Source organism: Kitasatospora sp. NPDC051170 (assembly GCF_044455705.1).
Taxonomy (GTDB): Bacteria; Actinomycetota; Actinomycetes; order Streptomycetales; family Streptomycetaceae; genus Kitasatospora.
Map to the genome: position 1 here is coordinate 188,839 of NZ_JBITFA010000017.1, position 22,429 is coordinate 211,267.

At 73.0% G+C, this 22,429-nt stretch carries 19 protein-coding genes; 11 read left to right on the top strand and 8 right to left on the bottom strand.

The genetic code is table 11. From position 1 onward, the window contains the following. Positions 1-26 precede the first annotated feature (26 nt). The 3 genes from ACIBCA_RS30830 (at position 27) to ACIBCA_RS30840 (ending at position 2,248) form a co-directional block, all read left to right on the top strand. The gene (locus ACIBCA_RS30830; RefSeq protein WP_396286321.1) at positions 27-698 is read left to right on the top strand and encodes a TetR/AcrR family transcriptional regulator; all 672 of its coding nucleotides are present in this window, start codon (positions 27-29) and stop codon (positions 696-698) included. Positions 699-710: 12 nt separating this feature from the next. Then, positions 711-1,520 (top strand): enoyl-CoA hydratase/isomerase family protein, encoded by an 810-nt coding sequence (locus tag ACIBCA_RS30835; RefSeq protein WP_396286322.1) that lies wholly within the window; start codon positions 711-713, stop codon positions 1,518-1,520. A 107-nt stretch (positions 1,521-1,627) separates the two neighbouring features. Beyond that, positions 1,628-2,248, top strand: coding sequence for a hypothetical protein (locus tag ACIBCA_RS30840; protein ID WP_396286323.1), 621 nt, complete (start codon positions 1,628-1,630; stop codon positions 2,246-2,248). 8 nt (positions 2,249-2,256) lie between these two features. On the opposite strand, the gene ACIBCA_RS30845 is transcribed toward ACIBCA_RS30840, so the two are convergent. Then, a complete protein-coding gene (locus ACIBCA_RS30845; RefSeq protein ID WP_396286324.1) occupies positions 2,257-3,477 on the bottom strand; it encodes an acyl-CoA dehydrogenase family protein in 1,221 nt (406 codons plus the stop codon). A 225-nt stretch (positions 3,478-3,702) separates the two neighbouring features. Between ACIBCA_RS30845 and ACIBCA_RS30850 the strand changes: the two genes are divergently transcribed. After that, positions 3,703-4,356, top strand: a complete 654-nt coding sequence (locus tag ACIBCA_RS30850) for a TetR family transcriptional regulator (RefSeq protein WP_396286325.1) — start codon at positions 3,703-3,705, stop codon at positions 4,354-4,356. Between the two features lie 102 nt (positions 4,357-4,458). Here ACIBCA_RS30850 and ACIBCA_RS30855 read toward each other — a convergent pair whose 3' ends face one another. Further along, positions 4,459-6,483, bottom strand: a complete 2,025-nt coding sequence (locus ACIBCA_RS30855) for a M3 family metallopeptidase (protein ID WP_396286326.1) — start codon at positions 6,481-6,483, stop codon at positions 4,459-4,461. Positions 6,484-6,622: 139 nt separating this feature from the next. Between ACIBCA_RS30855 and ACIBCA_RS30860 the strand changes: the two genes are divergently transcribed. Beyond that, complete coding sequence (locus tag ACIBCA_RS30860) at positions 6,623-8,350, top strand: bifunctional 3'-5' exonuclease/DNA polymerase (RefSeq protein WP_396286327.1); 1,728 nt, start codon at positions 6,623-6,625, stop codon at positions 8,348-8,350. Between the two features lie 28 nt (positions 8,351-8,378). On the opposite strand, the gene dhaM is transcribed toward ACIBCA_RS30860, so the two are convergent. Continuing rightward, on the bottom strand, positions 8,379-8,771 hold the full coding sequence (dhaM, locus tag ACIBCA_RS30865; protein ID WP_396286328.1) for a dihydroxyacetone kinase phosphoryl donor subunit DhaM: 393 nt from the start codon (positions 8,769-8,771) through the stop codon (positions 8,379-8,381). A gap of 132 nt (positions 8,772-8,903) precedes the next feature. On the opposite strand from dhaM, the gene dhaK reads away from it, so the two are divergent. Together dhaK and dhaL are read left to right on the top strand one after the other, a co-directional pair. After that, positions 8,904-9,899 (top strand): dihydroxyacetone kinase subunit DhaK, encoded by a 996-nt coding sequence (gene dhaK, locus ACIBCA_RS30870; RefSeq protein ID WP_396286329.1) that lies wholly within the window; start codon positions 8,904-8,906, stop codon positions 9,897-9,899. A gap of 9 nt (positions 9,900-9,908) precedes the next feature. Continuing rightward, positions 9,909-10,589 carry a dihydroxyacetone kinase subunit DhaL gene (dhaL, locus tag ACIBCA_RS30875; RefSeq protein ID WP_396286330.1) on the top strand — a complete coding sequence of 227 codons (681 nt, stop codon included), beginning with the start codon at positions 9,909-9,911 and terminating at the stop codon, positions 10,587-10,589. Here the strand turns inward: dhaL and ACIBCA_RS30880 are convergent. After that, a complete protein-coding gene (locus ACIBCA_RS30880; protein WP_396286331.1) occupies positions 10,573-11,742 on the bottom strand; it encodes a PP2C family protein-serine/threonine phosphatase in 1,170 nt (389 codons plus the stop codon). The two genes, dhaL and ACIBCA_RS30880, sit on opposite strands and share 17 nt — an antisense overlap. Before the next feature lie 137 nt (positions 11,743-11,879). Between ACIBCA_RS30880 and ACIBCA_RS30885 the strand changes: the two genes are divergently transcribed. Continuing rightward, a complete protein-coding gene (locus ACIBCA_RS30885) occupies positions 11,880-12,098 on the top strand; it encodes a heavy-metal-associated domain-containing protein (RefSeq protein ID WP_396286332.1) in 219 nt (72 codons plus the stop codon). A 64-nt stretch (positions 12,099-12,162) separates the two neighbouring features. Further along, positions 12,163-14,403: a heavy metal translocating P-type ATPase gene (locus tag ACIBCA_RS30890; protein WP_396286333.1), complete on the top strand. Its 2,241-nt coding sequence runs from the start codon at positions 12,163-12,165 to the stop codon at positions 14,401-14,403. Positions 14,404-14,457: 54 nt separating this feature from the next. Here the strand turns inward: ACIBCA_RS30890 and ACIBCA_RS30895 are convergent, their stop codons facing one another. The 3 genes from ACIBCA_RS30895 to ACIBCA_RS30905 form a co-directional block, all read right to left on the bottom strand. Then, positions 14,458-15,177: an SDR family NAD(P)-dependent oxidoreductase gene (locus ACIBCA_RS30895; RefSeq protein ID WP_396286334.1), complete on the bottom strand. Its 720-nt coding sequence runs from the start codon at positions 15,175-15,177 to the stop codon at positions 14,458-14,460. Between the two features lie 543 nt (positions 15,178-15,720). Further along, positions 15,721-17,010 (bottom strand): citrate synthase, encoded by a 1,290-nt coding sequence (locus ACIBCA_RS30900; protein WP_396286335.1) that lies wholly within the window; start codon positions 17,008-17,010, stop codon positions 15,721-15,723. Between the two features lie 226 nt (positions 17,011-17,236). After that, positions 17,237-19,471 (bottom strand): ATP-dependent RecD-like DNA helicase, encoded by a 2,235-nt coding sequence (locus ACIBCA_RS30905; RefSeq protein WP_396286336.1) that lies wholly within the window; start codon positions 19,469-19,471, stop codon positions 17,237-17,239. Between the two features lie 150 nt (positions 19,472-19,621). Between ACIBCA_RS30905 and ACIBCA_RS30910 the strand changes: the two genes are divergently transcribed. Beyond that, positions 19,622-20,410, top strand: coding sequence for a VOC family protein (locus tag ACIBCA_RS30910; protein ID WP_396286337.1), 789 nt, complete (start codon positions 19,622-19,624; stop codon positions 20,408-20,410). A 27-nt stretch (positions 20,411-20,437) separates the two neighbouring features. Here the strand turns inward: ACIBCA_RS30910 and ACIBCA_RS30915 are convergent, their stop codons facing one another. Continuing rightward, positions 20,438-21,691, bottom strand: a complete 1,254-nt coding sequence (locus ACIBCA_RS30915) for an RNA-guided endonuclease InsQ/TnpB family protein (protein WP_396286338.1) — start codon at positions 21,689-21,691, stop codon at positions 20,438-20,440. 149 nt (positions 21,692-21,840) lie between these two features. On the opposite strand from ACIBCA_RS30915, the gene ACIBCA_RS30920 reads away from it, so the two are divergent. Further along, a complete protein-coding gene (locus ACIBCA_RS30920) occupies positions 21,841-22,293 on the top strand; it encodes a GNAT family N-acetyltransferase (protein WP_396286339.1) in 453 nt (150 codons plus the stop codon). The last annotated feature ends 136 nt before the right edge of the window (positions 22,294-22,429 follow it).

The window sequence follows — 22,429 nt, forward strand, 5'->3', positions numbered from 1 at the left end:
ATATTTGAGCCTGGTACAGTCCCCTCATGGAGATCGACCGCAACACGGACCTCGACGCGCTCCCCCTGCGCGAGCGCAAGAAGATCCAGACCGGCTTCCGGATCTTCCGAACCGCCATCGCCCTGTTCACCGAGAGCGGCTTCGACCAGGTCTCGGTGGCCCAGATCGCCGCCGCCGCCGACGTGTCCAAGATGACGGTCTTCAACTACTTCTCCACCAAGGAAGACCTGGTCATGGCCCCGATGGAGAAGCACCTCGACGAGCCGGCCCGGGCGGTGCGCGACCGCGCCCCCGGCACCTCGGCCGTCACGGCGCTGCGCGAGCAGTTCGTCGACGCCCTCCGGCGCTTCGACCCCTCCGCCGGGCTCAGCGACGACCCGGTCGTGCTGGACGTCGTCCGCCTGATCCACCGGACCCCGGCCCTGACCGCCCGCGCCACCCACGGCTTCGACCGGGTCGCCCAGGCCGCCCTCCACGCCGAACTGCTCTCCCAGGACCCGGCCCACGACGACCTGACCGCCCGAGTCGCCACCGCCCAGGCACTGGCCGTCCGGACGGCGCTGATCGCCGCCAACCACCGCCGGATGCTCGCCGGCGAACGCGCCGCCGACGCCCTGCCCACCGCGCTCGCGGACACCGAGCGCGCCTTCGCCCTCCTCGAACGGGGGCTCGGCGACTACTGCACCTCGCCGGCCTGAGAGAGTGGGCGCATGGACCAGTCCCCGCTCGTACGGAACCGCTCCGCCCTGCCCGCCCAGGCCGAGGGCCTGAACGCGTACGTCGGCGAGGACGGCGTCGCCGTGCTGGAGTTCGACCGCCCGCACCGCCGCAACGCGGTGACGCTGGAGATCTGGCAGGCCCTGCCCAAGGTGCTGGAGCAGCTCGCCGGCCACAAGGGCGTACGCGTCCTGCTGCTGACCGGCGCGGGCGGCACGTTCAGCGCGGGTGCGGACATCGCCGAACTGTCCGAGGTGTACGGGACCCCGGAGAGCGCGGACGCCTACCACGCGGTCAACGTGGCGGCCGAGGAGGCGCTCGCGGCCTTCCCGCACCCGACGATCGCCGTGGTGCACGGCGCCTGCGTGGGCGGCGGCTGTCAGCTGGCCGTGGCCTGCGACCTGCGCTTCGTCGCCGATAACGCCCGCCTGGGCATCACCCCGGCCAAGCTCGGCGTGGTCTACTCGGCGGTGCCGACCCTGCGGCTGGCCCGGCTGGTGGGCCCGGCCCGCGCCAAGTACCTGCTGTTCTCCGGCGAGCTGGTGCCCGGCCGGGACGCCCTGCCGCTGGGCCTGGCCGAGCGCGTCCTGCCGGCCACCGAACTGGACGCCACCGCGCTGGAGTTCGCCCGGGTACTGACCACCCGCTCCTCGCAGACCATCGGCGGGGTGAAGGCCGCCCTGGGCGTGGCCCCGGAGCGGGCGGCCGAGGCGCTGGCCCCCTGGGAGCGCCTCTCCCGCGAGGCGGGGGACGTACGGGAGGGCCTGGCCGCCTTCCTGGAGGGCCGCCCGCCCCGCTTCTGAATCCCCCCGAAGCCCGCCCGTCCCCTTGAGCCCGCCGGAGCGGGGACCGCTCCAGATCCGTACGATCATCAGGCCAACATCACCCGGACCCGCCTGGAGCACCCCCGATGACGACCGAGGCCACCGAGGCCACCGAGGCCACGACCGCCCCGACCAGCCGGACGCTCTGGGCCCGCCGCGTCACCGACGGCGTCGAGCCGAAGAACGTGATCATCGCGGTCTGCCTGCTGATGGGCGCCGTCCGCTACGGCTGGACGGGCCTGGCCTGGGCCGCCTTCGCCGCGCTGTTCGCGGCCGTCGTCCCGACCCTGTTCATCCAGCGCGGCATCCGCAAGGGCACCCTGGAGGACCGCCACGTCGGCCACCGCCGACGCCGGCTGACCGTCATCCCGTTCATCATGGGCTCGGTCGCCCTCAGCTTCGCCGTGATGCTCTGGGCCGACGCCCCGCGCGACCTGACCGCGATGGTGGCGGCGATGTTCGCCTCCCTCGTCCCGATCCTGGTGATCACCGTCTGGTGGAAGGTCTCCATCCACACGGCGGTGGCCAGCGGCGCGGTGGTCTGCCTGGGCATCGCCCTCAGCCCGCTGTGGCTGCTGCTCTACCCGGGGGTCGCCCTGATCGGCTGGTCCCGGGTGGTGCTGCGGGACCACACCCTCGCGCAGACGATCGTCGGCGCGCTGGTGGGCGGCCTCACCGCCGGGCTCACCTTCTGGCTGGCCCGGTAGAAGCCCGGCTACCGGATCGGCATCCCCGAGATCGCCCGGGCGATGACCAGCCGCTGGATCTCGCTCGTCCCCTCGAAGATCGAGTAGATCGCACTGTCCCGGTGCATCCGCTCCACCGGGTACTCCCGGGTGAAGCCGTTCCCGCCGAGGATCTGCATCGCCTGCGCGGTGACGAACTTGGCCGTCTCCCCCGCGTACAGCTTGGACATCGAGCCCTCGGCGGCCGTGAACGGCTGGTTGTTCACCGCCATCCAGGAGGCCCGCCACACCAGCAGCCGGGCCGCGTCGATCCGGGTCCTCATGTCGGCGAGCTGGAAGGCCACGCCCTGGTTGTCGATGATCGGGCGGCCGAACTGCTCCCGGGTCTTCGCGTAGTCGAGGGCGACCTCGTACGCGGCCCGGGCGATGCCGATCGCCTGCGCCCCGACGGCCGGGCGGGACGCCTCGAAGGTGGCCATCGCCGCGTTGCCGCCGCCCCTGCGCACACCCTCGCGGGCCCGGGCCAGCCGCTCGTCCAGCTTCTCCTTGCCGCCGAGCAGGCAGCTGCCGGGCACCCGTACGCCGTCGAGCACCACCTCGGCGGTGTGCGAGGCGCGGATGCCGTGCTTCTTGAACTTCTGGCCCTGGCTCAGCCCCGGGGTGCCCGGCGGGACGACGAAGGAGGCGTGCCCGCGGGTGCCCAGCGCCGGGTCCACCGAGGCGACGACCACGTGGACGGCGGCGATCCCGCCGTTGGTGGCCCAGGTCTTGGTGCCGTCGAGCACCCACTCGTCCTTGGCCTCGTCGTAGACGGCCCGGGTGCGCAGCGCGCCCACGTCGGAGCCGGCGTCCGGCTCGGAGGAGCAGAAGGCGGCGACCTTGACGTCGTCCGGGGTGCCGAACATCTGCGGGGTCCAGGTGCCGATCTGCTCGTCGGTGCCGTTGGCGAGGACGGCGACGGCGGCCAGGGTGGTGCCGACGATGGACAGGCCGATGCCCGCGTCCCCCCAGAACAGCTCCTCCATGGCGATCGGGATGCCGACGCCGGAGGGGTCGAAGTACTGCTGGGCGTAGAAGTCCAGCGAGTAGATGCCCAGCTTGGCGGCCTCCTGGATGACCGGCCAGGGGGTCTCCTCGCGCTCGTCCCACTCGGCGGCGGCGGGGCGGATCACGTCGGCGGCGAAGCCGTGCAGCCAGTCGCGTACGGCGAGCTGGTCCGCGCCCGGGTCCAGCGAGAACGTGCTGCTCATGGTGGCTGCCTCCGCAGAAGTGGTACGACCTACCGGAGTGTTACCCCGGGTAACACCGTGGGAGTCTGCTACTGATTGGTAACCGGTGTCAACGCCCCTGCCGGGGCGCCCCGGCCACCCCCGAACGCCGGCCACCCCCGAACGCCGGCCACCCCCGAACGCCGGCCGTCCCCGAACCCGCCGTCCCCGAACGCCAGCCGTCCCCGAACCGAAGGAGCCAAGCGCATGTCCCGAGAGCCCCGCCGCGAGCAGCTGCTCAACGCCGCCGACCGGGTCATCCAGCGCGACGGGCCCGGCGCCAGCATGAACGCCATCGCCGCCGAGGCCGGCATCACCAAGCCGATCCTCTACCGCCACTTCGGCGACCGGAACGGCCTCATCGGCGCCCTGACGGAACGCCACACCAGCGGCCTGCTCGCCGCCGTACGCGCCGCCCTCGCCGAACCCCTGGAACGCCGCGACCGCGTCGAGCACGTCCTCGACACCTACCTCGCCGGTATCGAGTCCCGCCCCCAGGTCTACCGGCTGCTCACCCACCCCGACCCCGGGGGCCCGACCGGCGCCGGCAACGCCCTCGCCCCCGCGCTGCGGCAGATCGCCGAGGAGATCACCCGGGCCGTCCAGCACCAGGTCGACCTCGGCGCCGACCGCGACCTGCTCGCCGAGGCGTGGGGCCGGGGCATCACCGGCATGGTCCTGGCCGCCGGGGACTGGTGGCTGGAGACCAGACCCTGCTCCCGCACCCGCATGGTGCAGGCCCTCGCCGACCTCCTCTGGGGCCGCCTCGCCGCCGCGGCCGACCTGCCCACCGCACCCCTGCCCACCACACCCCTGCCCACCGCACCGCCGCCCGCCGCCCCGGAGCCCACCGCGGGCTGACGACCGCCGGGCGCGCGGGAACCGTTCGCGTCAGGCTCCCGCACGCCCGCCCCGGCACCCCGGTGACGGTCACCGTGAACGGCTGAACGGCTGATCGACCGATCAGACCAGCCCGCGGCGCGCCAGCAGCGGCGCGGTGTCCGGCTCCCGGCCGACCACCGCGCGGAAGGACTCCAGCGGGTCGCGGCTGAACCCGCGCGCCAGCAGCTCCCGCCGGAACAGCTCGCCGCTCTCGCGCACCGACAGCCCGTTGGTCTCGAACCACCGCACGGTGTCGGCGTCCAGCACCTCCGACCAGATGTACGCGTAGTACGCCGCGCTGTACCCGCTGGAGAACACGTGCTGGAAGTACGTCGTCCGGTAGCGCGGCGGGATCGCCGCCACCGCCAGCCCGGCCTCGGCCAGCGCCCGGGCCTCGAACTCCCGGGCGTCGGCGATCTCCTCGCCCGGCGCCACGGTGTGCCAGGCCCAGTCCAGCAGCGTCGCCGCCAGGTACTCCACCGTCCGGAAGCCCTGCCCGAAGCCCTCGGCCGCCGCCATCCGCTCGACCACCTCGGCCGGCAGCGGCTCCCCGGTCTCGTGGTGGCGCGCGTAGTTGGCCAGCACCTCGGGCCGCGTCGCCCACATCTCGTTGACCTGGGAGGGGAACTCGACGAAGTCCCGGGGCACCGAGGTGCCCGCGAACTGCGGGTACCGCACGTCCGAGAACAGCCCGTGCAGCGCGTGCCCGAACTCGTGGAAGAGGGTGCGCAGCTCGAACCAGGTCAGCAGCGCCGGCTCCCCGGGCGCCGGGCTCGGCACGTTAAGGTTGTTCAGCACCACGGGCCTGCGCCCGGTCAGCGCCGACTGCGTGACCAGCGAATCCATCCAGGCCCCGCCGCGCTTGGAGGCGCGCGCGTGGAAGTCGGCGATGAACAGGCCCAGCGGCGTGCCGTCCTCCTCGAACACCTCGAAGACCCGGGCCTGCGGGTGGTGCGCCGTCAGCTCCGGCCGCTCGGTGAACGTCACCCCGTAGGCGAGCTCCGCGGCGTGGAACACGCCGTCGCGCAGCACCCGCTCCAGCTCGAAGTACGGGCGCAGCGCCGCCTCGTCCACCTGGTAGGAGCTCTGGCGGACCTTCTCCGAGTAGTACGCCCAGTCGTGCGCCGCCAGCTCGGTGATCCCGTCCGCGGCCGCCGCCTCGGCCAGCTCCGCCGCCTCCCGGCGGGCGTTGGCCACGGCCGGCTCCACCAGGGAGCGCAGCAGCGCGTCCACGGCCCCGACCGTGCCGGCCGTCTCGTCCGCCACCACGTACGCGGCGTGGCTCGCGTGGCCCAGCAGCGCGGCCCGCTCGGCGCGCAGCCCGGCCATCCGGATCGCCAGCGGGCCGTTGGTGTCGACGGCCCGGTCCAGCGAGGCGTTCATCAGCCGCTCGCGCACCGACCGGTCGCTCAGCCGGGCCAGTTCGGGCTGCCCCGAGGTGTTCACCAGGCTCAGCACGTACCTGCCCGGGTGCCCGAGCACCTCGGCGTTGGCCGCGGCGGCGGCGATCTCGCCCTCGGACAGGCCCGCCAGCTCCTCGGCGGAGTCCAGCACCAGCGCGCCGGCCCGGCTCGCGGCGTTCACGTTCTGCTGGAACGTGGTGCCCAAGGCGGCGAGTTCGGCGTTCAGCTCGCGCAGCCGGGCCTGCTCGGCCTCGCCCAGGCGGGCGCCGGAGCGCACGAAGTCGGCGTGCCGGCGCTCCAGCAGGCGCAACGACTCCCCGTCCAGGCCGAGCTCGGCGCGGCGCCCGTACAGCTCCTCGACGCGGGCGAACAGCGCGCGGTCCAGGTGGATCGCGTCGTGGTGGGCGGCCAGCAGCGGGCTGACCTTCGCCTCCACCTCCTCCAGCACCGGGGTGCCGTCCGAGGCCGCCTGGTTGACGAACACCGCGCGGACCCGGCCCAGCAGCTCGCCGGAACGCTCCAGCGCCACCAGGGTGTTGTCGAAGCTCGGAGCGTCCGGGGACTCGGTGATCGCCGCGATCTCGGCCAGCTGCTCGGCCATCCCCCGCTCGTAGGCGGGAAGGTAGTGCTCCTCACGGATCTCGGCGAAGGGCGGCAGTTCGTAGACCAGGGTGCTGGCCTCGAAGAACGGGTTCTCGGTCATTGCGCCAACCTACGCCGTGTGCCGCACGCTGCCATCCACTTTTGAGGGGATTGTCGGGCCCACCCGCTACGGTCGACACCGGTACCCGCCGACCACCAGGAAGTCCGCCGACAAGTCCCCCGGGAAGGAGACCACCGCCATGGCCCCCAGATGCGCCCTCGTACCCGACCCGCACGGCCCCGGCGGCCGCCTCCAACCGCTGGACGACGCCGGCGCCCCGCTCGGCCCGCCCGAGCGGGTGCCCGACCTCGCCGCCGCCGTCGCCGACCGCGAGGCCGCCGACCACCCCCGCTGGGTCTGGGCCGCCACCGACTCCGCGTACGCCCCGCTGCTGCCCCTCCTGCCCGGCCGGCTCGCCCGCTGCCACGACCTGCGGCTGGTCGAAGCGCTGCTGCTCGCGCACGAGGGCCGCTTCGGCGCGCCCCGCTCGCTGGGCGCCGCCTGGGCCCGGCTGCGCGCCCTGCCCGTCCCGCCAGACCTGCCCGAGCCCGGTCTCGCCGAGGCGGACGGCGGGCAGGACACCCTCTTCGCCCCCGACCGGCTCCAACTGCCGCCCGGAGCCGACCCGTTGACGGCCGTGGTGGCCGTCCACGCCGAACAGCAGCGCCGCCTCGGCGCGATCGCCGACCCGGGCGCCCGGCACCGCCTCCGGCTGCTGGTCGCCGCCGAATCGGCCGGCGCCCTGGCCGCCGCCGAGATGGCCCACGACGGCCTGCCCTGGCGCACCGACGTCCACGACGCCCTGCTCACCGACCTGCTCGGCCCCCGGCCCACCGTCCCCGGCGCCCAGCCCAAGCTGCTCGCCGACCTCGCCGTCGAGCTCCAACTCGCCCTCGGCGTCAAGCCGTTCAACCCCGACTCGCACACCCAGGTACTGCGCGCCTTCGGCGAGGCGGGCCTGCAGCTCGGCTCCACCCGCGCCTGGGAGCTCAAGGAGATCGACCACCCGGCCGCCAAGCTCCTGATCCGCTACAAGGAGCTCTCCCGCATCCACGTCGCCCACGGCTGGGCCTGGCAGGACGCCTGGGCCCGTGGCGGCCGCTTCCGACCGGAGTACGTGGTCGGCGGCGTGGTCTCCGGCCGCTGGGCCACCCGCGGCGGCGGCGCCCTGCAGATCCCCCGCGTCCTGCGCCGCGCCGTCGTCGCCGACCCCGGCTGGCTGCTGGTCGTCGCCGACGCCGCCCAGTTGGAACCCCGCGTCCTCGCCGCGCTCTCCCAGGACGCCGGGCTCGCCCGCACCGCCGCCGGCGGGGACTTGTACGAGGCCCTGGCCGCCAGCGCCTTCCAGGGCGACCGGGACAAGGCCAAGCTCGGCCTGCTCGGCGCCATGTACGGCCAGACCAGCGGCGACATCGGCCCGCTGCTGAACACCCTGCACCGCCGCTACCCGGCCGCCATGGGCTACGTCGAGGCCGCCGCCCGCACCGGCGAGGACGGCGGGGTCGTCACCTCCCGCCTCGGCCGGGTCTGCCCGCCGGCCACCTCGGACTTCCTCGACCTCACCGAGGCCGAGACCGCCGAGGACACGGGCGGCGCGGGCGGGGCGGGAGGGCGCGCCGCCCGGGCCCGGGGCCGCTTCACCCGCAACTTCGTCATCCAGGCCAGCGCCGCCGACTGGGCCCTCGCCCTGCTCGCCGCCCTGCGCCGCCGCCTCGAGGAACTGCCCGTCCAGCCCGCCGACCGTCCGCACCTGGTGTTCTTCCAGCACGACGAGGTGGTGGTCCACACCCCGGCCAACCTCGCCGACGAGGTGGTCGCCGCCGTCACCGAGGCCGCCGACGAGGCCCGCCGCCTGGTCTTCGGCGACACCCCGGTCCGCTTCCCGCTCACCACCGCCGTGGTGGAGAGCTACGCCGACGCCAAGTAGCCGACGCCGAGTAGGCCGGGCGAGCCCGCTACAGCTTCCGGAAGGAGCGCGCCTCCTCCGCCGCCGCGACCACCTCGTCCAGCCCGGCCCCGGCCGAGGCGGTGACGGCCGCCGCCACCGCGCCCTCCACGAACGGCGCGTCCACCAGCCGTACGTCCGGGCGCGGCTCGTCCTCCAGCACCGTCACGGCGGTGAGCACCGAGCTGCCCAGATCCGGCAGCACCACCACCCCCGCCCCCGCGTCCGCCTCGGCGATCGCCCCCGCGATCAGCTCGTAGCTGGTGCCGAGCCCGCCGTCCTCCGTCCCGGCCGCCACCACCACCCGCACCCCGCCCGAGGCGAGTTCACCGAGCAGCTCGCGCAGCCCGGCGGCCAGGGTGGCACTGTGCGAGACCAGGACGATGCCCACGTGTTCGCTCATGCGACCGACCCTACGACCGATCCCGTTGCTCCGGCAGAGTGACGACGATCCCGCGTGTCGTACCCGGTGCCGGGGCCCCCCGTCTGGCGTAGCGTCGGGTCAGCAGCCGTCTGCCCGAGGGAGCGATGCGTCGTGAAGAAGCTGATCAACACCCCGGAGAGCGTCCTGGAGGACGCCCTGGCCGGAGTCGCCGCCGCCCACCCCGAACTGACGGTGGACATCCCCAACCGGGTGATCAGCCGCGCCACCCGCCCGTCCGGCCCCAAGGTCGCGCTGATCTCCGGCGGCGGCTCCGGCCACGAGCCGCTGCACGGCGGCTTCGTCGGGCCCGGCATGCTCGACGCCGCCTGCCCCGGCGAGGTGTTCACCTCGCCCGTCCCCGACCAGATGCTCGCCGCCGCCAAGGCCGTGGAGAGCGGCGCCGGCGTCGTCTTCATCGTGAAGAACTACACCGGCGACGTGATGAACTTCGAGCTCGCCGCCGAACTCGCCGCCGAGGAGGGCCTGGAGGTCCGCACCGTCCTGGTCAACGACGACGTCGCCGTGGAGGACTCCACCTGGACGGCGGGGCGCCGCGGCACCGGGGCGACCGTCCTGGTCGAGAAGACGGCCGGCGCCCTCGCCGAACGCGGCGCCCCGCTGGACGAGGTCGCCGCCCTCGGCGAGCGCGTCAACGCCGCTTCCCGCTCCTTCGCGATCGCCCTCACCGCGGCCACCGTCCCGGCCGCCGGCCGGCCCGGCTTCGACCTGCCCGAGGACGAGATCGAGGTCGGCGTCGGCATCCACGGCGAGCCCGGCCGCCGCCGCGAGAAGCTCCGCCCGGCCCGCGACCTGGCCGCCGAGGTGGTCGACACCGTCCTCACCGACCACCACCTCACCCCCGGTGACGAGGTGATCGCCCTACTCAACGGCCTGGGCGCCACCCCGCTGCTGGAGCTGTACGTGGTCTACGGCGAGGTCGCCGCCCGCCTCGCCGAGCGGGGCATCACCGTCGCCCGCAGCCTCGTCGGCAACTACGTCACCAGCCTCGACATGGCGGGCTTCTCCCTCACCCTCACCAAGGCCGACACCCAGCTGCTCGAACTCTGGGACGCCCCGGTCGACACCCCCGCCCTCAAGCGCGCTTAGGACCTCTCGATGGACTTCGACACCCGCCTCGCCGACGCCTGGGTCCGCGCGATCGCCGCGGCCGTCGAGCGGGAACAGGCCCGCCTCACCGAGCTGGACTCCGCGATCGGCGACGGCGACCACGGCAGCAACCTCCACCGCGGCTTCACCGCCGCCGTCACCGCCCTCGACGGCCTCCAGCCGGACGGCCCCGGCGCCGTCCTCACCAGGACCGGCACCACCCTGATCTCCAAGGTCGGCGGCACCTCCGGCCCCCTCTACGGCAAGGCGTTCCGCGCCATCGGCGCCGCCCTGACCGGCCCGACCGACCCGACCGACCCGGCCGCCCTGACCGGCCCGACCGCCCTCGCCGAGGCGCTGGCCGCGGGCCTGGACGCCGTCCGGGTCCTCGGCAAGGCCGAACCCGGGGACAAGACCATCGTCGACGCCTGGACCCCCGCCCTCGCCGCCTTCCGCGCCGCGGCCGCCTCCGGCGCCACCCTCCCCGAGGCCGCGCGCGCCGCCGCCGAGGCCGCCGAGCAGGGCGCCCGCGACACCATCCCCCTGCGGGCCCGCAAGGGCCGCGCCTCCTACCTCGGCGAACGCAGCACCGGCCACCAGGACCCCGGCGCCACCTCCACCGCCCTCCTCTTCCGCGCCCTCGCGACCGTCACCGCCCCTGACGCGAAGCCCCTCAGTCCGTCCGCGTGATCAACAGCAGCAGCGCGTCGTCCCGCAGCTCCCCACCCGTGTGCGCCAGCAGGTCCGCGTACACCCGCCCCACCGCCGCCTCCAGCTCCCCCGCCGAGCGCGCGGCCCCCCGCACGAGCGGCCCCACCCGCTCCGCCAGCGGGTAGAACTCCCCGCTCCTGCGGTGCCGCGCCTCGATCACCCCGTCCGTACAGAGCACCAGCACGTCCTCCGCCCCGAACTCCTGCCCCCAGCTGCTCGGCTCCCCCGTCGCCAGCCGCCCGAGCCCCAGCGGCACCCACGGCTCCGGCGCGTCCAGCACATGCGCCCGCCCCTCCGCGTCGACCCGGATCGGCGGCACGTGCCCGTACTGCAGCAGTTCCATCTCCCCCGGCGCCCGGAACTCCGCGAACAGCGCCGTCGTGAACTCCCCGTCAGGCACGTGCCGTTCGACGCTCGCCTCGATCCGCTCCGCGACCCCCCGCAGCCCGGGTTCGTCGTACGCGGCCTCCCGGAACGCGCCGAGCACGATCGCCGCCGTCTGCACCGCCCCCAGCCCCTTGCCCCGGACGTCCCCGACCGCGACCCGGGTGCCGTGCGGCGTCTCCAGCACGGAGTACAGGTCCCCGCCGATCTTGGAGGCGTCCGCCGCCGACACGTACCGCACGGCCAAGCGCAGCGGGCCGACCACGGGCCCCGGCAGCCTCAGCAGCGCCCGCTGCGCGGCCTCGGCGACGGAGCTGACGGCCGCGAACACCGCGGCCCGCCGCATGCGGATCCTGGCGACCCACGCCGAGAAGAGGGAGAGCACCACGTAGCTGACCATCGCACCGTAGAGGAAGCGCGCATCGTTGATGTTGTCGACCTCGTCGTAGTGGCTCAGCCCGAACACCGCCGCCAGCCCCAGCACGCACACCGCGAGCAGCTCGCCCGGCCTGAGGGTCAGCGCCGCGATGACGGGGACGACGGTCATCAGCGGGGCCAGGTAGCGGTCCTTTCCGGTGAGGAGGTCGGCCAGTGCGACGACCACGACGGCCAGCAGGGCGGGCGAGGCCCGCCGCCAGAACGGGATGTCCTGCAGGTCGGCGACCAGCAGCGCGTCACGTCGCCGGACCGGCGGCAGTCCCGAGTCGGTGGGGACGGAGGGGGACTGGGCGCGGCGGATCAAGAACACATATCGAACATACGGGACGATCAGGACACCCACCCATCCGGGCACCCCACCCCCGCGGAAAATACCCGGGAGGGGTATGGTTGAGTCAGAGGCGGGAGTCCGAGCGGGACTCCGAACGACAACCCCGGGAGGGCCCGATGTCCAGCACCATCACCTACACCGTGTCCGGCATGACCTGCGGCCACTGCGAGAAGGCCGTCAACTCCGAGGTCTCCGCCCTCGACGGCGTCACCGCCGTGTCCGCCGACGCCGCCGCCGGCACCGTGACGGTCTCCTCCCTCGCCCCGATCGAGGACGAGCGCCTCGCCGCCGCCATCGACGAGGCCGGCTACGAGCTGGTCGGCCGCAGCGCCTGAGCCCCGGACGCGGTGGGCCCGGCCGACGGGCCCACCGTACTCCTCCCCCAAGGAGCACCACCCCATGACCACCTCCGCCCCGCGCCTGGAGGCCGACGGCCTGGTCGAGCTGTCGATCGGCGGCATGACCTGCGCGTCCTGCGCCGCCCGGATCGAGAAGAAGCTCAACCGGATGGACGGCGTGGAGGCCACGGTCAACTACGCCACCGAGAAGGCCCGGGTGGCGTACGGCCCCGGGGTCGCGGTGGAGGACCTGATCGCCACCGTGGAGCGCACCGGCTACACCGCCGAGCTCCCGCCTCCCCCCGCCGCCCCCGAGCCGGAGCCCGCCGAAGCCCGCGAACCCGACGCCCTGCGCGACCGGCTGCTGATCAGCGCCGTCCTCGGCCTCCCGGTGGTCCTGCTCTCCATGGTCCCGGCCCTCCAGTTCACCCACTGGCAGTGGCTGGCCTTCGCCCTCACCGGCCCGATCGTGGTGTACGGGGGTCTGCCCTTCCACCGCGCCGCCTGGACCAACGCCAGGCACGGCGCCGCGACCATGGACACCCTGGTCTCCCTCGGCACCCTGGCCGCCTTCGGCTGGTCCTGCTGGGCCCTGTTCCTCGGCCACGCGGGCCTGCCCGGCATGCACCACTCCTTCGCCCTCTCCGTCGGCGCCACCGACCCGGCCGGCTCGCTCTACCTGGAGACGGCTGCCGGGGTCACCGTGCTGATCCTCCTCGGCCGGTACCTGGAGGCCCGCGCCAAGCGCCGGGCGGGCGCCGCCCTGCACGCCCTGCTCGACCTCGGCGCCAAGGACGTCACGGTGCTGCGCGGCGGACGCGAGGTCCGCGTGCCCGTCCGGGAGCTCACCGTGGGGACGCGCTTCGTGGTCCGCCCCGGCGAGAAGATCGCCACCGACGGCACGGTGGTCGAGGGCGGCTCCGCCGTGGACGCCTCGATGCTGACCGGCGAGTCCGTCCCCGTCGAGGTCGGGGTCGGCGACCCCGTCACCGGCGCCACCGTCAACGCGGGCGGCCGCCTGGTCGTCGAGGCCGCCCGGGTCGGCGCCGACACCCAGCTGGCCCGGATGGCCCGGCTGGTCGAGGACGCCCAGAACGGCAAGGCGGCGGCCCAGCGCCTCGCCGACAAGATCTCCGCCGTCTTCGTCCCCGCCGTCGTCCTGCTCGCCCTGGCCGTCCTGGTCGCCTGGCTGCTGGCCACCGACAGCTCCACCGAGGCGTTCACCGCCGCCGTGGCCGTGCTGATCATCGCCTGCCCCTGCGCCCTCGGGCTGGCCACCCCGACCGCGCTGATGGTCGGCACCGGGCGCGGAGCCCAGCTCGGCATCCTCATCAAGGGCCCCGAGGTCCTGGAGACCACCCGCAAGGCCGACACCGTCGTCCTGGACAAGACCGGCACGATCACCACCGGCCGGATGACCCTGCTCGCCGTCCACACCGCCGAGGGCGTCACCGAAGCCGAGGCCCTGCGCCTGGCCGGCGCCGTCGAGCACGCCTCCGAACACCCCGTCGCCGCCGCCATCGCCGCCGCCGCCCTGGAGCGCACCGGCGAGCTCCCGCCCGTACGGGACTTCCGCAGCCTGCCCGGCCTGGGCGTGCAGGGCGTCGTGGACGGCCGTACGGTGACCGCCGGACGCGAGGCCCTGCTCACCGTCTGGCCGCCGGCCCTGCTGGCCGCGAAGGCCGCCGCCGAGGCTGCCGGGCGCACCGCCGTCGCGGTCGGCTGGGACGGCGAGGCCCGGGCCGTCCTCGAGGTCGCCGACGCCGTCAAGCCCACCAGCGCCGAGGCCGTCACCCGGCTCCGCGCCCTGGGTCTGACCCCGGTGCTGCTCACCGGCGACAACCGGGCGGTCGCCGAGGCCGTCGCCGCCGAGGTCGGCATCGCGCCGGAGCACGTGTTCGCCGAGGTCATGCCGCAGGACAAGGTCGACACCGTCAAGCGCCTCCAGGCCGAGGGCCGGGTCGTCGCCATGGTCGGCGACGGCGTCAACGACGCGGCCGCCCTCGCCCAGGCCGACCTCGGCCTCGCCATGGGCACCGGCACCGACGCGGCCATCGAGGCCGGCGACCTCACCCTCGTCCGCGGCGACCTGCGCACCGCCGCCGACGCCATCCGCCTCTCCCGCCGCACCCTGGCCGTCATCCGGGGCAACCTGGTCTGGGCCTTCGGCTACAACGTCGCCGCGATCCCCCTGGCGGCCGCGGGCCTGCTCAACCCGATGATCGCCGGCGCCGCGATGGCCTTCTCCTCGGTCTTCGTCGTCACCAACAGCCTGCGCCTGCGCCGCTTCCGGCCGTCCTGAGCCGGACATGCGTCGGGCCCCCTGCGAAGACCTCGGGGGCCCGACGCCCGCAGCTCAACGCCCCAGCAGCTCGCCGCCGTTGCAGTGCAGGATCTCGCCGGTGATGAACCCGGCCTCGGCCGAGGCCAGGAAGTGCACCGCCGCCGCGACCTCCCCCGCGTCCCCGATCCGCCCGAGCAGCGTGCGCGCCGCCCGGCGGGCCACCTCGGGCTCGTCCAGCCGGGGCCCGAAGAACTCGGTGCCGCTGACCGTCCCGGGCGCCACGATGTTCGCCGTGATCCCCGAGGTGCCCAACTGCGCCGCCAGGAAGTGGTTCCAGGCGTGCAGCGAGGCCTTGGCCGCGCCGTAGGAGCCGGCCCCGCGCAGGGCGGCGATCGAGCTGACGGTGACGACCCGGCCTGAGCCGGGGGCGAGCCGGTCTCGGACGGTCTCGGTGAGCAGCACCACGGTGAGCACGTTGCGCTCGAAGTCCCCGCGCCAGCGGGCCAGCAGCGCGTGCGGCCCGACCCCGACGACGGTCTCCCGGCTGCCCGCGTTGTTCACCAACACGTCGATCCGCTCGGGCAGTTCGGCGAGCGCGGCCTCCACGGCGTCCGGATCGGCGAGGTCGCACACCAGTGGGGTGACGTCCGGCCCGAGGTCGGCCGCGGCCTTCTCCAGGACCGCACGGCGGCGGCCCACGATCATGACCCGTTCGCCCTCTTCGACGAACCGCCGGGCGACTTCGTACCCGATTCCCGTGCCACCGCCGGTGACGACGACGTTCCTGGCCATCCGCGCACTCCCTCCCTGGTTCCGCCGCCGCGCTACGAGGGTGCGCGGCGGTCCGTACCGGAATGCCACGATTCCTATCACGCTCGGTTGCCGTGACTGCGGGGAGGGTGACGTCGTGCGCGAGGGAAGGTGTGATATGAGCCCGGAACGCGGTGCACACGGAGCGTGGCGAGAGGCAGCTCACACCCCCCTGGCGTAACTTCTCGCACCCTGATACGTCTTAGGTTGGTAGTGCGGCAGTTTTTTCCGATGGGCCTGGGCGGCGAACGGCAACGCGTCCCGGCACTTCCAGCGGCTGTCGCCGACGGGGCTCCGGCGGGCCCCGGGACGGTCGTCGTTCTCGGCGGCCTTCGCGCACGGCACCGGGCTGCCGGCGGACTGGGAACGCTTTGAGCGGCCGTTCCCGGTCACGCCGGCCCCGGAGTCGTGCGCCGTTCGGTTCCGTCCGCGCGTGAGCCCCCGGGCCCACGCGCGGACGCGAAGGGGCCCGGCCGCGCGGTTCGCGGCCGGGCCCCTTCGACGTGCGTCAGGCGGGCGCCCGGGTCAGCGCTGCTCGAGCTCGACGTAGTCGCGGATGGCCACGCCGGTGTAGATCTGGCGCGGACGGCCGATGCGGCTCGTCGGGTCGTCGATCATCTCGTGCCAGTGGGCGATCCAGCCCGGCAGGCGGCCGAGGGCGAACAGCACGGTGAACATGCTGGTCGGGAAGCCCATGGCGCGGTAGATCAGGCCCGTGTAGAAGTCCACGTTCGGGTACAGCTTGCGCGAGATGAAGAAGTCGTCCTTGAGGGCGTGCTCCTCCAGCTTGAGCGCGATGTTCAGCAGCTCGTCGTTCTTGCCGAGCTGGCCGAGGACCTCGTGCGCGAGCTGCTTGACCTGCGCGGCGCGCGGGTCGAACGCCTTGTAGACGCGGTGGCCGAAGCCCATGAGCTTGACGCCGGCTTCCTTGTTCTTCACCTTCGTGATGAACGCGTCGACGTCGCCGCCGTCCTTCTGGATGCTCTCCAGCATCTCGAGCACGGCCTGGTTGGCGCCACCGTGCAGCGGGCCCCACAGGGCCGAGATGCCGGCCGAGATGGAGGCGAACAGGTTGGCGTGGCTGGAGCCGACCAGACGCACGGTGGAGGTCGAGCAGTTCTGCTCGTGGTCCGCGTGCAGGATGAGCAGCTTGTCCAGGGCGTTGACGATGACCGGGTTGAGCTCGTAGTCCTCGGCGGGGACGGCGAAGGTCATCCGCAGGAAGTTCTCGACGTAGCTCAGGTCGTTACGCGGGTAGACGAAGGGCTGGCCCATCGCCTTCTTGTACGCGTAGGCGGCGATCGTCGGGAGCTTGGCCAGCAGACGCACGGTCGACAGGTGGCGCTGGTCCGCGTCGAACGGGTTGTGGCTCTCCGGGTAGAACGTCGACAGCGCGCCGACCACCGAGGACAGCATCGCCATCGGGTGGGCGTCCCGCGGGAAGCCCTGGAAGAAGCGCTTGACGTCCTCGTGCAGCAGGGTGTGCTGGGTGATCTCGCGGTTGAACGTCTCCAGCTGCGAGGCGTTGGGCAGTTCGCCGTTGATCAGCATGTAGGCGGTCTCGACGAAGCCGCCCTGCGAGGCGAGCTGCTCGATCGGGTAGCCGCGGTACCGCAGGATGCCGTTGTCGCCGTCCACGAAGGTGATCGCGGACTTGTAGGCGGCGGTGTTGCCGAAGCCGTTGTCCAGGGTGACCAGGCCGGTCTGCGGGAGCAGCTTCGAGATGTCGAAGCCGGCGTTGCCCGCAGTGCTCTCGACGACGGGGTACTCGTACTCGCCGTCCTGGTACCGCAGTACTACCGAGTTGTCGCTCACGTCTTCCTCACCGACGAAATGAATCCTCTTCCAAGGTGCCCTGACCATCCTCCACGATCCCCCATCCGGAGGACGACCGCGCACCCGGGGTGGCCCGAAAGGGCCCGCCCCTACAAAACCTCTCGCCGCAGCCGGTACGAACCGGACAAGATCGGCACCACTCTAGGCTCTGCCGTAAATCTCTTCACGTCAAGAGAACATTAGAGGCAACCATCCGGTTGGATAATCATCCAGTCGAGAGCCTATGATCGAGGGCCGCGTGCCGCCGACCTGCACTGACGGCCCGCACGGCCTGCGAAATCGCCTTCCGTGACCCGACCAGCACCACCAGTTTCCTGGCCCTGGTCACAGCGGTGTAGAGCAGATTCCTCTGGAGCATCGTCCAGGCGGACATAGTGACCGGAATCACCACCACCGGGTACTCACTGCCCTGCGAGCGGTGGATCGTCACCGCGTACGCGTGGGCCAGCTCGTCCAGTTCGTCGAAGTCGTACCCCACCTCCTCGTCCTCGTCGGTGAGCACCGTCAGCCGCTGGTCGTCGACGCTGAGGGCCGTCACCACTCCCACTGTGCCGTTGAAGACGCCGTTGCGCCCCTTGTCGTAGTTGTTGCGGACCTGCGTGACCTTGTCCCCCACCCTGAACGTACGGCCGCCGAAGCGGCGTTCAGCGAGCCCCTCCCGGGCCGGCGTCACCGCCGCCTGGAGCAGGGTGTTCAGGTTCCCCGCGCCCGCCGGGCCCCGGTGCATCGGCGCCAGCACCTGCACGTCCCGGCGCGCGTCGTAGCCGAAGCGCTGCGGGATCCGGCGCGCCACCACGTCCACCGTCAGCCCGGCCGCCGTCTCCGTGTCCTCCTCCGCGAACAGGAAGAAGTCCGGCAGGCCGTCCGTCCGCGGCACCAGCCCCTCGTTGATCCGGTGCGCGTTGGTCACCACCCCGGACTCCTGCGCCTGCCGGAAGATCCTGGTCAGCCGCACCGAGGGGATCGGCCCGCCCTCGGCCAGCATGTCCCGCAGCACCTCGCCCGCACCCACCGAGGGCAGCTGGTCCACGTCCCCCACGAACAGCAGGTGCGCGCCCGGCGGCACCGCCTTGACCAGCTTGTTCGCCAGGATCAGGTCCAGCATCGACGCCTCGTCCACCACCACCAGGTCCGCGTCCAGCGGCCGGTCCCGGTCGTAGGCCGCGTCCCCGCCGGGCTTCAGCTCCAGCAGCCGGTGCACCGTCGACGCCTCCGCCCCCGTCAGCTCCGACAGCCGCTTCGCCGCCCGCCCGGTCGGCGCCGCCAGCACCACCTTGGCCCGCTTCGCCAGCGCCAGCGTCACGATCGACTTCACCGTGAACGACTTGCCGCAGCCCGGGCCACCCGTCAGCACCGCGACCTTCTCCGTCAGCGCCAGCCGCACCGACTGCTCCTGCTCCGGCGCCAGCTGGGCCCCCGTCCGCTTCGCCAGCCACTCCAGCGCCACCGGCCAGTCCACGTCCGCGAACCAGGGCATCCGGTCGGTGTCCGAACGCAGCAGCCGCAGCAGCTGGTTGGCGAGCGAGATCTCCGCCCGGTGGAACGGCACCAGGTACACCGCCGTGATCGGCTCCCCGCCCTCCCCCGGCACCGGCTCGCGCACCACCCCCTCGGTCGCGACCAGCTCCGCCAGGCAGTCGATCACCAGCCCCACGTCCACCTGGAGCAGCTTCACCCCGTCCGCGATCAGCCGCTCCTCCGGCAGGAAGCAGTGCCCCTGGTCGCTGCTCTGCGACAGCGCGTACTGCAGGCCCGCCTTCACCCGCTCCGGGCTGTCGTGCGGGATCCCCACCGCCTGCGCGATCCGGTCCGCCGTCAGGAAACCGATGCCCCACACGTCGGAGGCCAGTTTGTACGGCTCGTTGCGCACCACCCCGATCGAGCCGTCGCCGTACTGCTTGTAGATGCGCACGGCCAGCGAGGTCGACACCCCCACGCCCTGCAGGAAGACCATCACCTCCTTGATGGCCTTCTGCTCCTCCCAGGCCGCCGCGATCTTCTTCGTCCGCTTCGGCCCCAGCCCCGGCACCTCGATCAGCCGGCCCGGCTCGTTCTCGATCACCTCCAGGGTGTCCACCCCGAAGCGCTCCACGATCCGCTCGGCGAACCGCGGCCCGATCCCCTTGATCAGCCCCGAGCCCAGGTAGCGCTGGATGCCCTGGATCGTCGCCGGCAGCACCGTCGTGTAGTTCTCCACCGTGAACTGCCGCCCGTACTGCGGGTGCGAACCCCACCGCCCGTGCAGCCGCAGCGACTCCCCGACCTGCGCCCCCAGCAGCGCGCCCACCACCGTCAGCAGGTCGTTCCCGCCCCGGCCGGTGTCCACCCGGGCCACCGTGTAGCCCGTCTCCTCGTTGGCGTACGTGATCCGTTCCAGCACGCCCTCGACCTGCGCCAGCTGGCGGCTGGCCTGCTGCCCCGACTGCGCCTGCGTGCTCACCCGAGCCCCCCTTCGACCGGTACGGGTGGACCTATCCGGTACGCACCGTACCGCCCGCCTCCGACACCCCGGGAACCCCGCGTGCACGGCCCCCGGCCCGGTGCCAGGCTGGACGGGGCCCGCCCCTCCGCCGCTCCGGGAGCACCCGCCATGCTCGACACCACCTACCGCCCCGGCGCCCCCGTCTGGCTCGACCTCGCCACCGCCGACACCCGGGCCTCCGCCGACTTCTACACCGCCCTCTTCGGCTGGACCCACGCCACCGACGGCCCCGGCACCGGCGACTACGGCTTCTTCCACCTGCACGGCCGCACGGCCGCCGCCCTCGGCCCCCTCCCCACCCCGGACACCCCGCCCGCCTGGACCCTCCACTTCGCCACCGCCGACGCCGACCGCACCACCGACCTCGTCCGCCACGCCGGCGGCCGCGTCCGCCACGGCCCGCACGACGTCCTCACCGCGGGCCGCACCGCCCACTGCACCGACCCGACCGGCGCCGACTTCTCCGTCTGGCAGCCCCACGACACCCGCGGCCTGGACGTCGTCGACGAACCCGGCAGCCTCTGCTGGACGGAGTGCCACAGCGTCGACGCCGAACGCGCCAAGACCTTCTACCGGACGGTCTTCGACTGGCAGGAGCACGACGTCCCCTTCGCAGGCCGCACCTTCACCGTCCTCACCCCCGCCGGCAGCGGCAGCGACGACGCCCACGGCGACCTCGTCCAGCTCGACCCCGAAGACACCGCCCGCGGCACCGGCTCCCACTGGCTCCCCTACTTCGAGGTCCCGGACGTCGACACCGCCCTCGCCACCGCCCAGCACCTCGGCGCCACCGTCCGCGCCCCCGCCACGGACCTCCCCGGCATGGGCCGCCTCGCCCAGCTGCTCGACCGCCACGGCGCCGCCTTCGCGGTCATCACGAGCGAGAAGCCTGGGTGACGGACCGTTCTTGGCATCCTCCCCGTCCTAGCGGGCGGGGATTCCTCCCGCGCCTGCGGCACGGACATCCGTGCGCGGCAGGTCGCCGAGGTGGGTTCCCCGTTCATCGGGCCGTGCCCGATGTGGGATCGCCACACCTGGTCTGACCGGCCCTCCAGGGGCGTTTAGCCTGTCCGCCTGCCCGGCGGCCAGGATGTTGCGAGCAGCATTGAGGTCACGGTCATGCAGCACACCACACGCGCCACACGCCCACTCGCGGACCGCGAGGGGCTTGGGGCCGTCCCGGTGCCCGCACTGCGAGCAGAGCTGGGACGACGGGAACGCACGGTGCACGATGCCGACGGTGCGCCCGTACCGGGCAGCCTTCTCCTCCAGGAGGCGCCGGAAGGTGGACCATCCGGCGTCGTGGACGGACTTGGCCAGCCGACCACGACCAAGGCCCCGCACATTCAGATCCTCCAGGTACACCGCTTGGGTTTCGCGGATGATCCGGGTCGTCTGCTTGTGCAGCCAGTCGTGGCGGGTGTCGGCCACCTTGGCATGCGCCCTGGCGACCTTGCGCCGGGCCTTCTCCCTGTTCTTCGACCCCTTCGCCTTGCGGGACAGCTCCCGCTGCGCGGCCCTGAGCTTCTTCTCCGCCTTGCGCAGGAAACGCGGGTTGTCGATCACCTGGCCGTCGGACAGGACGGCGTAGGTGGCCAGGCCGAGGTCGATCCCGATCTCGGTGTCCAACTCGGGCAGGTGGCTCGGTTCGACGTCCACGACGAAGCTCGCGTGGTATCGGCCCGACGGATCGAGCAGGATCGTCACCGAGGAGGGATCGGCGGGCAGCGACCTCGACCATCTCACCCGCACATCACCGATCTTCGCCAGGTTCAGTTTCCCGTTGCCCCGGATACGGAACCCGTTACGGGTGAAACGGAGACTCTGCCGATTGTCCTTGCGGGACTTGAACCGGGGCAGCCCCACCGGGCGACCCTGGCGCTTGCCGGACACCGAGTCGAAGTAGTTCCGGTACGCGGTGTCCAGGTCCCGAAGGGACTGGATCAGAGGGTCCACACCGACCGAGGCGAGCCACGCCCGCTCAGCGGTCTTCTTCGCCGCTGTGATCACCAGCTTCTGCAAGCCAGTGCTCTTGGGATACGGAAGGCCGTCCTTACGGGCCTGCTTCCGAGCCGCCAGGGCATCGTTGTACACCACCCGCGCACACCCGAACGTCCGGGCCAGCGCAGAACGCTGACCAGCCGTCGGGTAGATGCGATACGAGTACCGAAGGTGCACGAGGTCAACCTAACGGGAGCCACCGACAACGGCCCACGTCCAAACCTCCGAAGCCCGCTCCGCCGCTTCGCGGCTCCGAGCCAGGGGTCCATGGCGGCCCTGGAGGGCCCCTGAGCGCCCGACGTGAGTGGGTCTAGACTCCCGGGACCATGAGTGACCTCACGATCCGCCAGGCAACCGTCAACGACCTGCCCGCCATAGTGGCCATGCTCGCCGACGACCCCCTGGGCGCCACCCGGGAAGACCCCGACGACCTCACCCCCTACCGCGTCGCCTTCACCCGCATCGACGCCGACCCCCACCAGCACCTGGTCGTCGCCGAACGCGCCGGCCGCGTCGTCGGAACCCTCCAGCTCACCGTCACCCCGGGCCTCGCCCGCAAGGGCGCCAGCCGGGCCACCATCGAGGCCGTCCGCATCCACGCCGACGAGCGCGGCAACGGCCTCGGCACCCACCTGATCGAGTGGGCCGTCTCCTGCTCCCGCAACCTCGGCGCCGCCCTGGTCCAGCTCACCTCCGACGCGACCCGCACCGACGCCCACCGCTTCTACGAGCGCCTGGGTTTCGAGCGCTCGCACTACGGATTCAAGCTCATGCTCTAGGTCGCGGGGCCCGGACATGCGAAAAGCCCCTGATCCGAATCGGATCAGGGGCTTTTCAGAAGAATTGTTCGGCGGCGTCCTACTCTCCCACAGGGTCCCCCCTGCAGTACCATCGGCGCTATGAGGCTTAGCTTCC

Excerpts from the sequence above, each read along its gene's own strand:
- ACIBCA_RS30855 (WP_396286326.1), bottom strand. The coding sequence starts at position 6,483 with ATGACCGAGAACCCGTTCTTCGAGGCCAGCACCCTGGTCTACGAACTG.
- ACIBCA_RS30895 (WP_396286334.1), bottom strand. The coding sequence starts at position 15,177 with ATGGCCAGGAACGTCGTCGTCACCGGCGGTGGCACGGGAATCGGGTAC.
- ACIBCA_RS30840 (WP_396286323.1), top strand. The coding sequence starts at position 1,628 with ATGACGACCGAGGCCACCGAGGCCACCGAGGCCACGACCGCCCCGACC.
- ACIBCA_RS30850 (WP_396286325.1), top strand. The coding sequence starts at position 3,703 with ATGTCCCGAGAGCCCCGCCGCGAGCAGCTGCTCAACGCCGCCGACCGG.
- ACIBCA_RS30830 (WP_396286321.1), top strand. The coding sequence starts at position 27 with ATGGAGATCGACCGCAACACGGACCTCGACGCGCTCCCCCTGCGCGAG.
- ACIBCA_RS30860 (WP_396286327.1), top strand. The coding sequence starts at position 6,623 with ATGGCCCCCAGATGCGCCCTCGTACCCGACCCGCACGGCCCCGGCGGC.
- dhaM (WP_396286328.1), bottom strand. The coding sequence starts at position 8,771 with ATGAGCGAACACGTGGGCATCGTCCTGGTCTCGCACAGTGCCACCCTG.
- dhaL (WP_396286330.1), top strand. The coding sequence starts at position 9,909 with ATGGACTTCGACACCCGCCTCGCCGACGCCTGGGTCCGCGCGATCGCC.
- ACIBCA_RS30835 (WP_396286322.1), top strand. The coding sequence starts at position 711 with ATGGACCAGTCCCCGCTCGTACGGAACCGCTCCGCCCTGCCCGCCCAG.
- ACIBCA_RS30890 (WP_396286333.1), top strand. The coding sequence starts at position 12,163 with ATGACCACCTCCGCCCCGCGCCTGGAGGCCGACGGCCTGGTCGAGCTG.
- ACIBCA_RS30845 (WP_396286324.1), bottom strand. The coding sequence starts at position 3,477 with ATGAGCAGCACGTTCTCGCTGGACCCGGGCGCGGACCAGCTCGCCGTA.
- ACIBCA_RS30920 (WP_396286339.1), top strand. The coding sequence starts at position 21,841 with ATGAGTGACCTCACGATCCGCCAGGCAACCGTCAACGACCTGCCCGCC.
- ACIBCA_RS30885 (WP_396286332.1), top strand. The coding sequence starts at position 11,880 with ATGTCCAGCACCATCACCTACACCGTGTCCGGCATGACCTGCGGCCAC.
- ACIBCA_RS30910 (WP_396286337.1), top strand. The coding sequence starts at position 19,622 with ATGCTCGACACCACCTACCGCCCCGGCGCCCCCGTCTGGCTCGACCTC.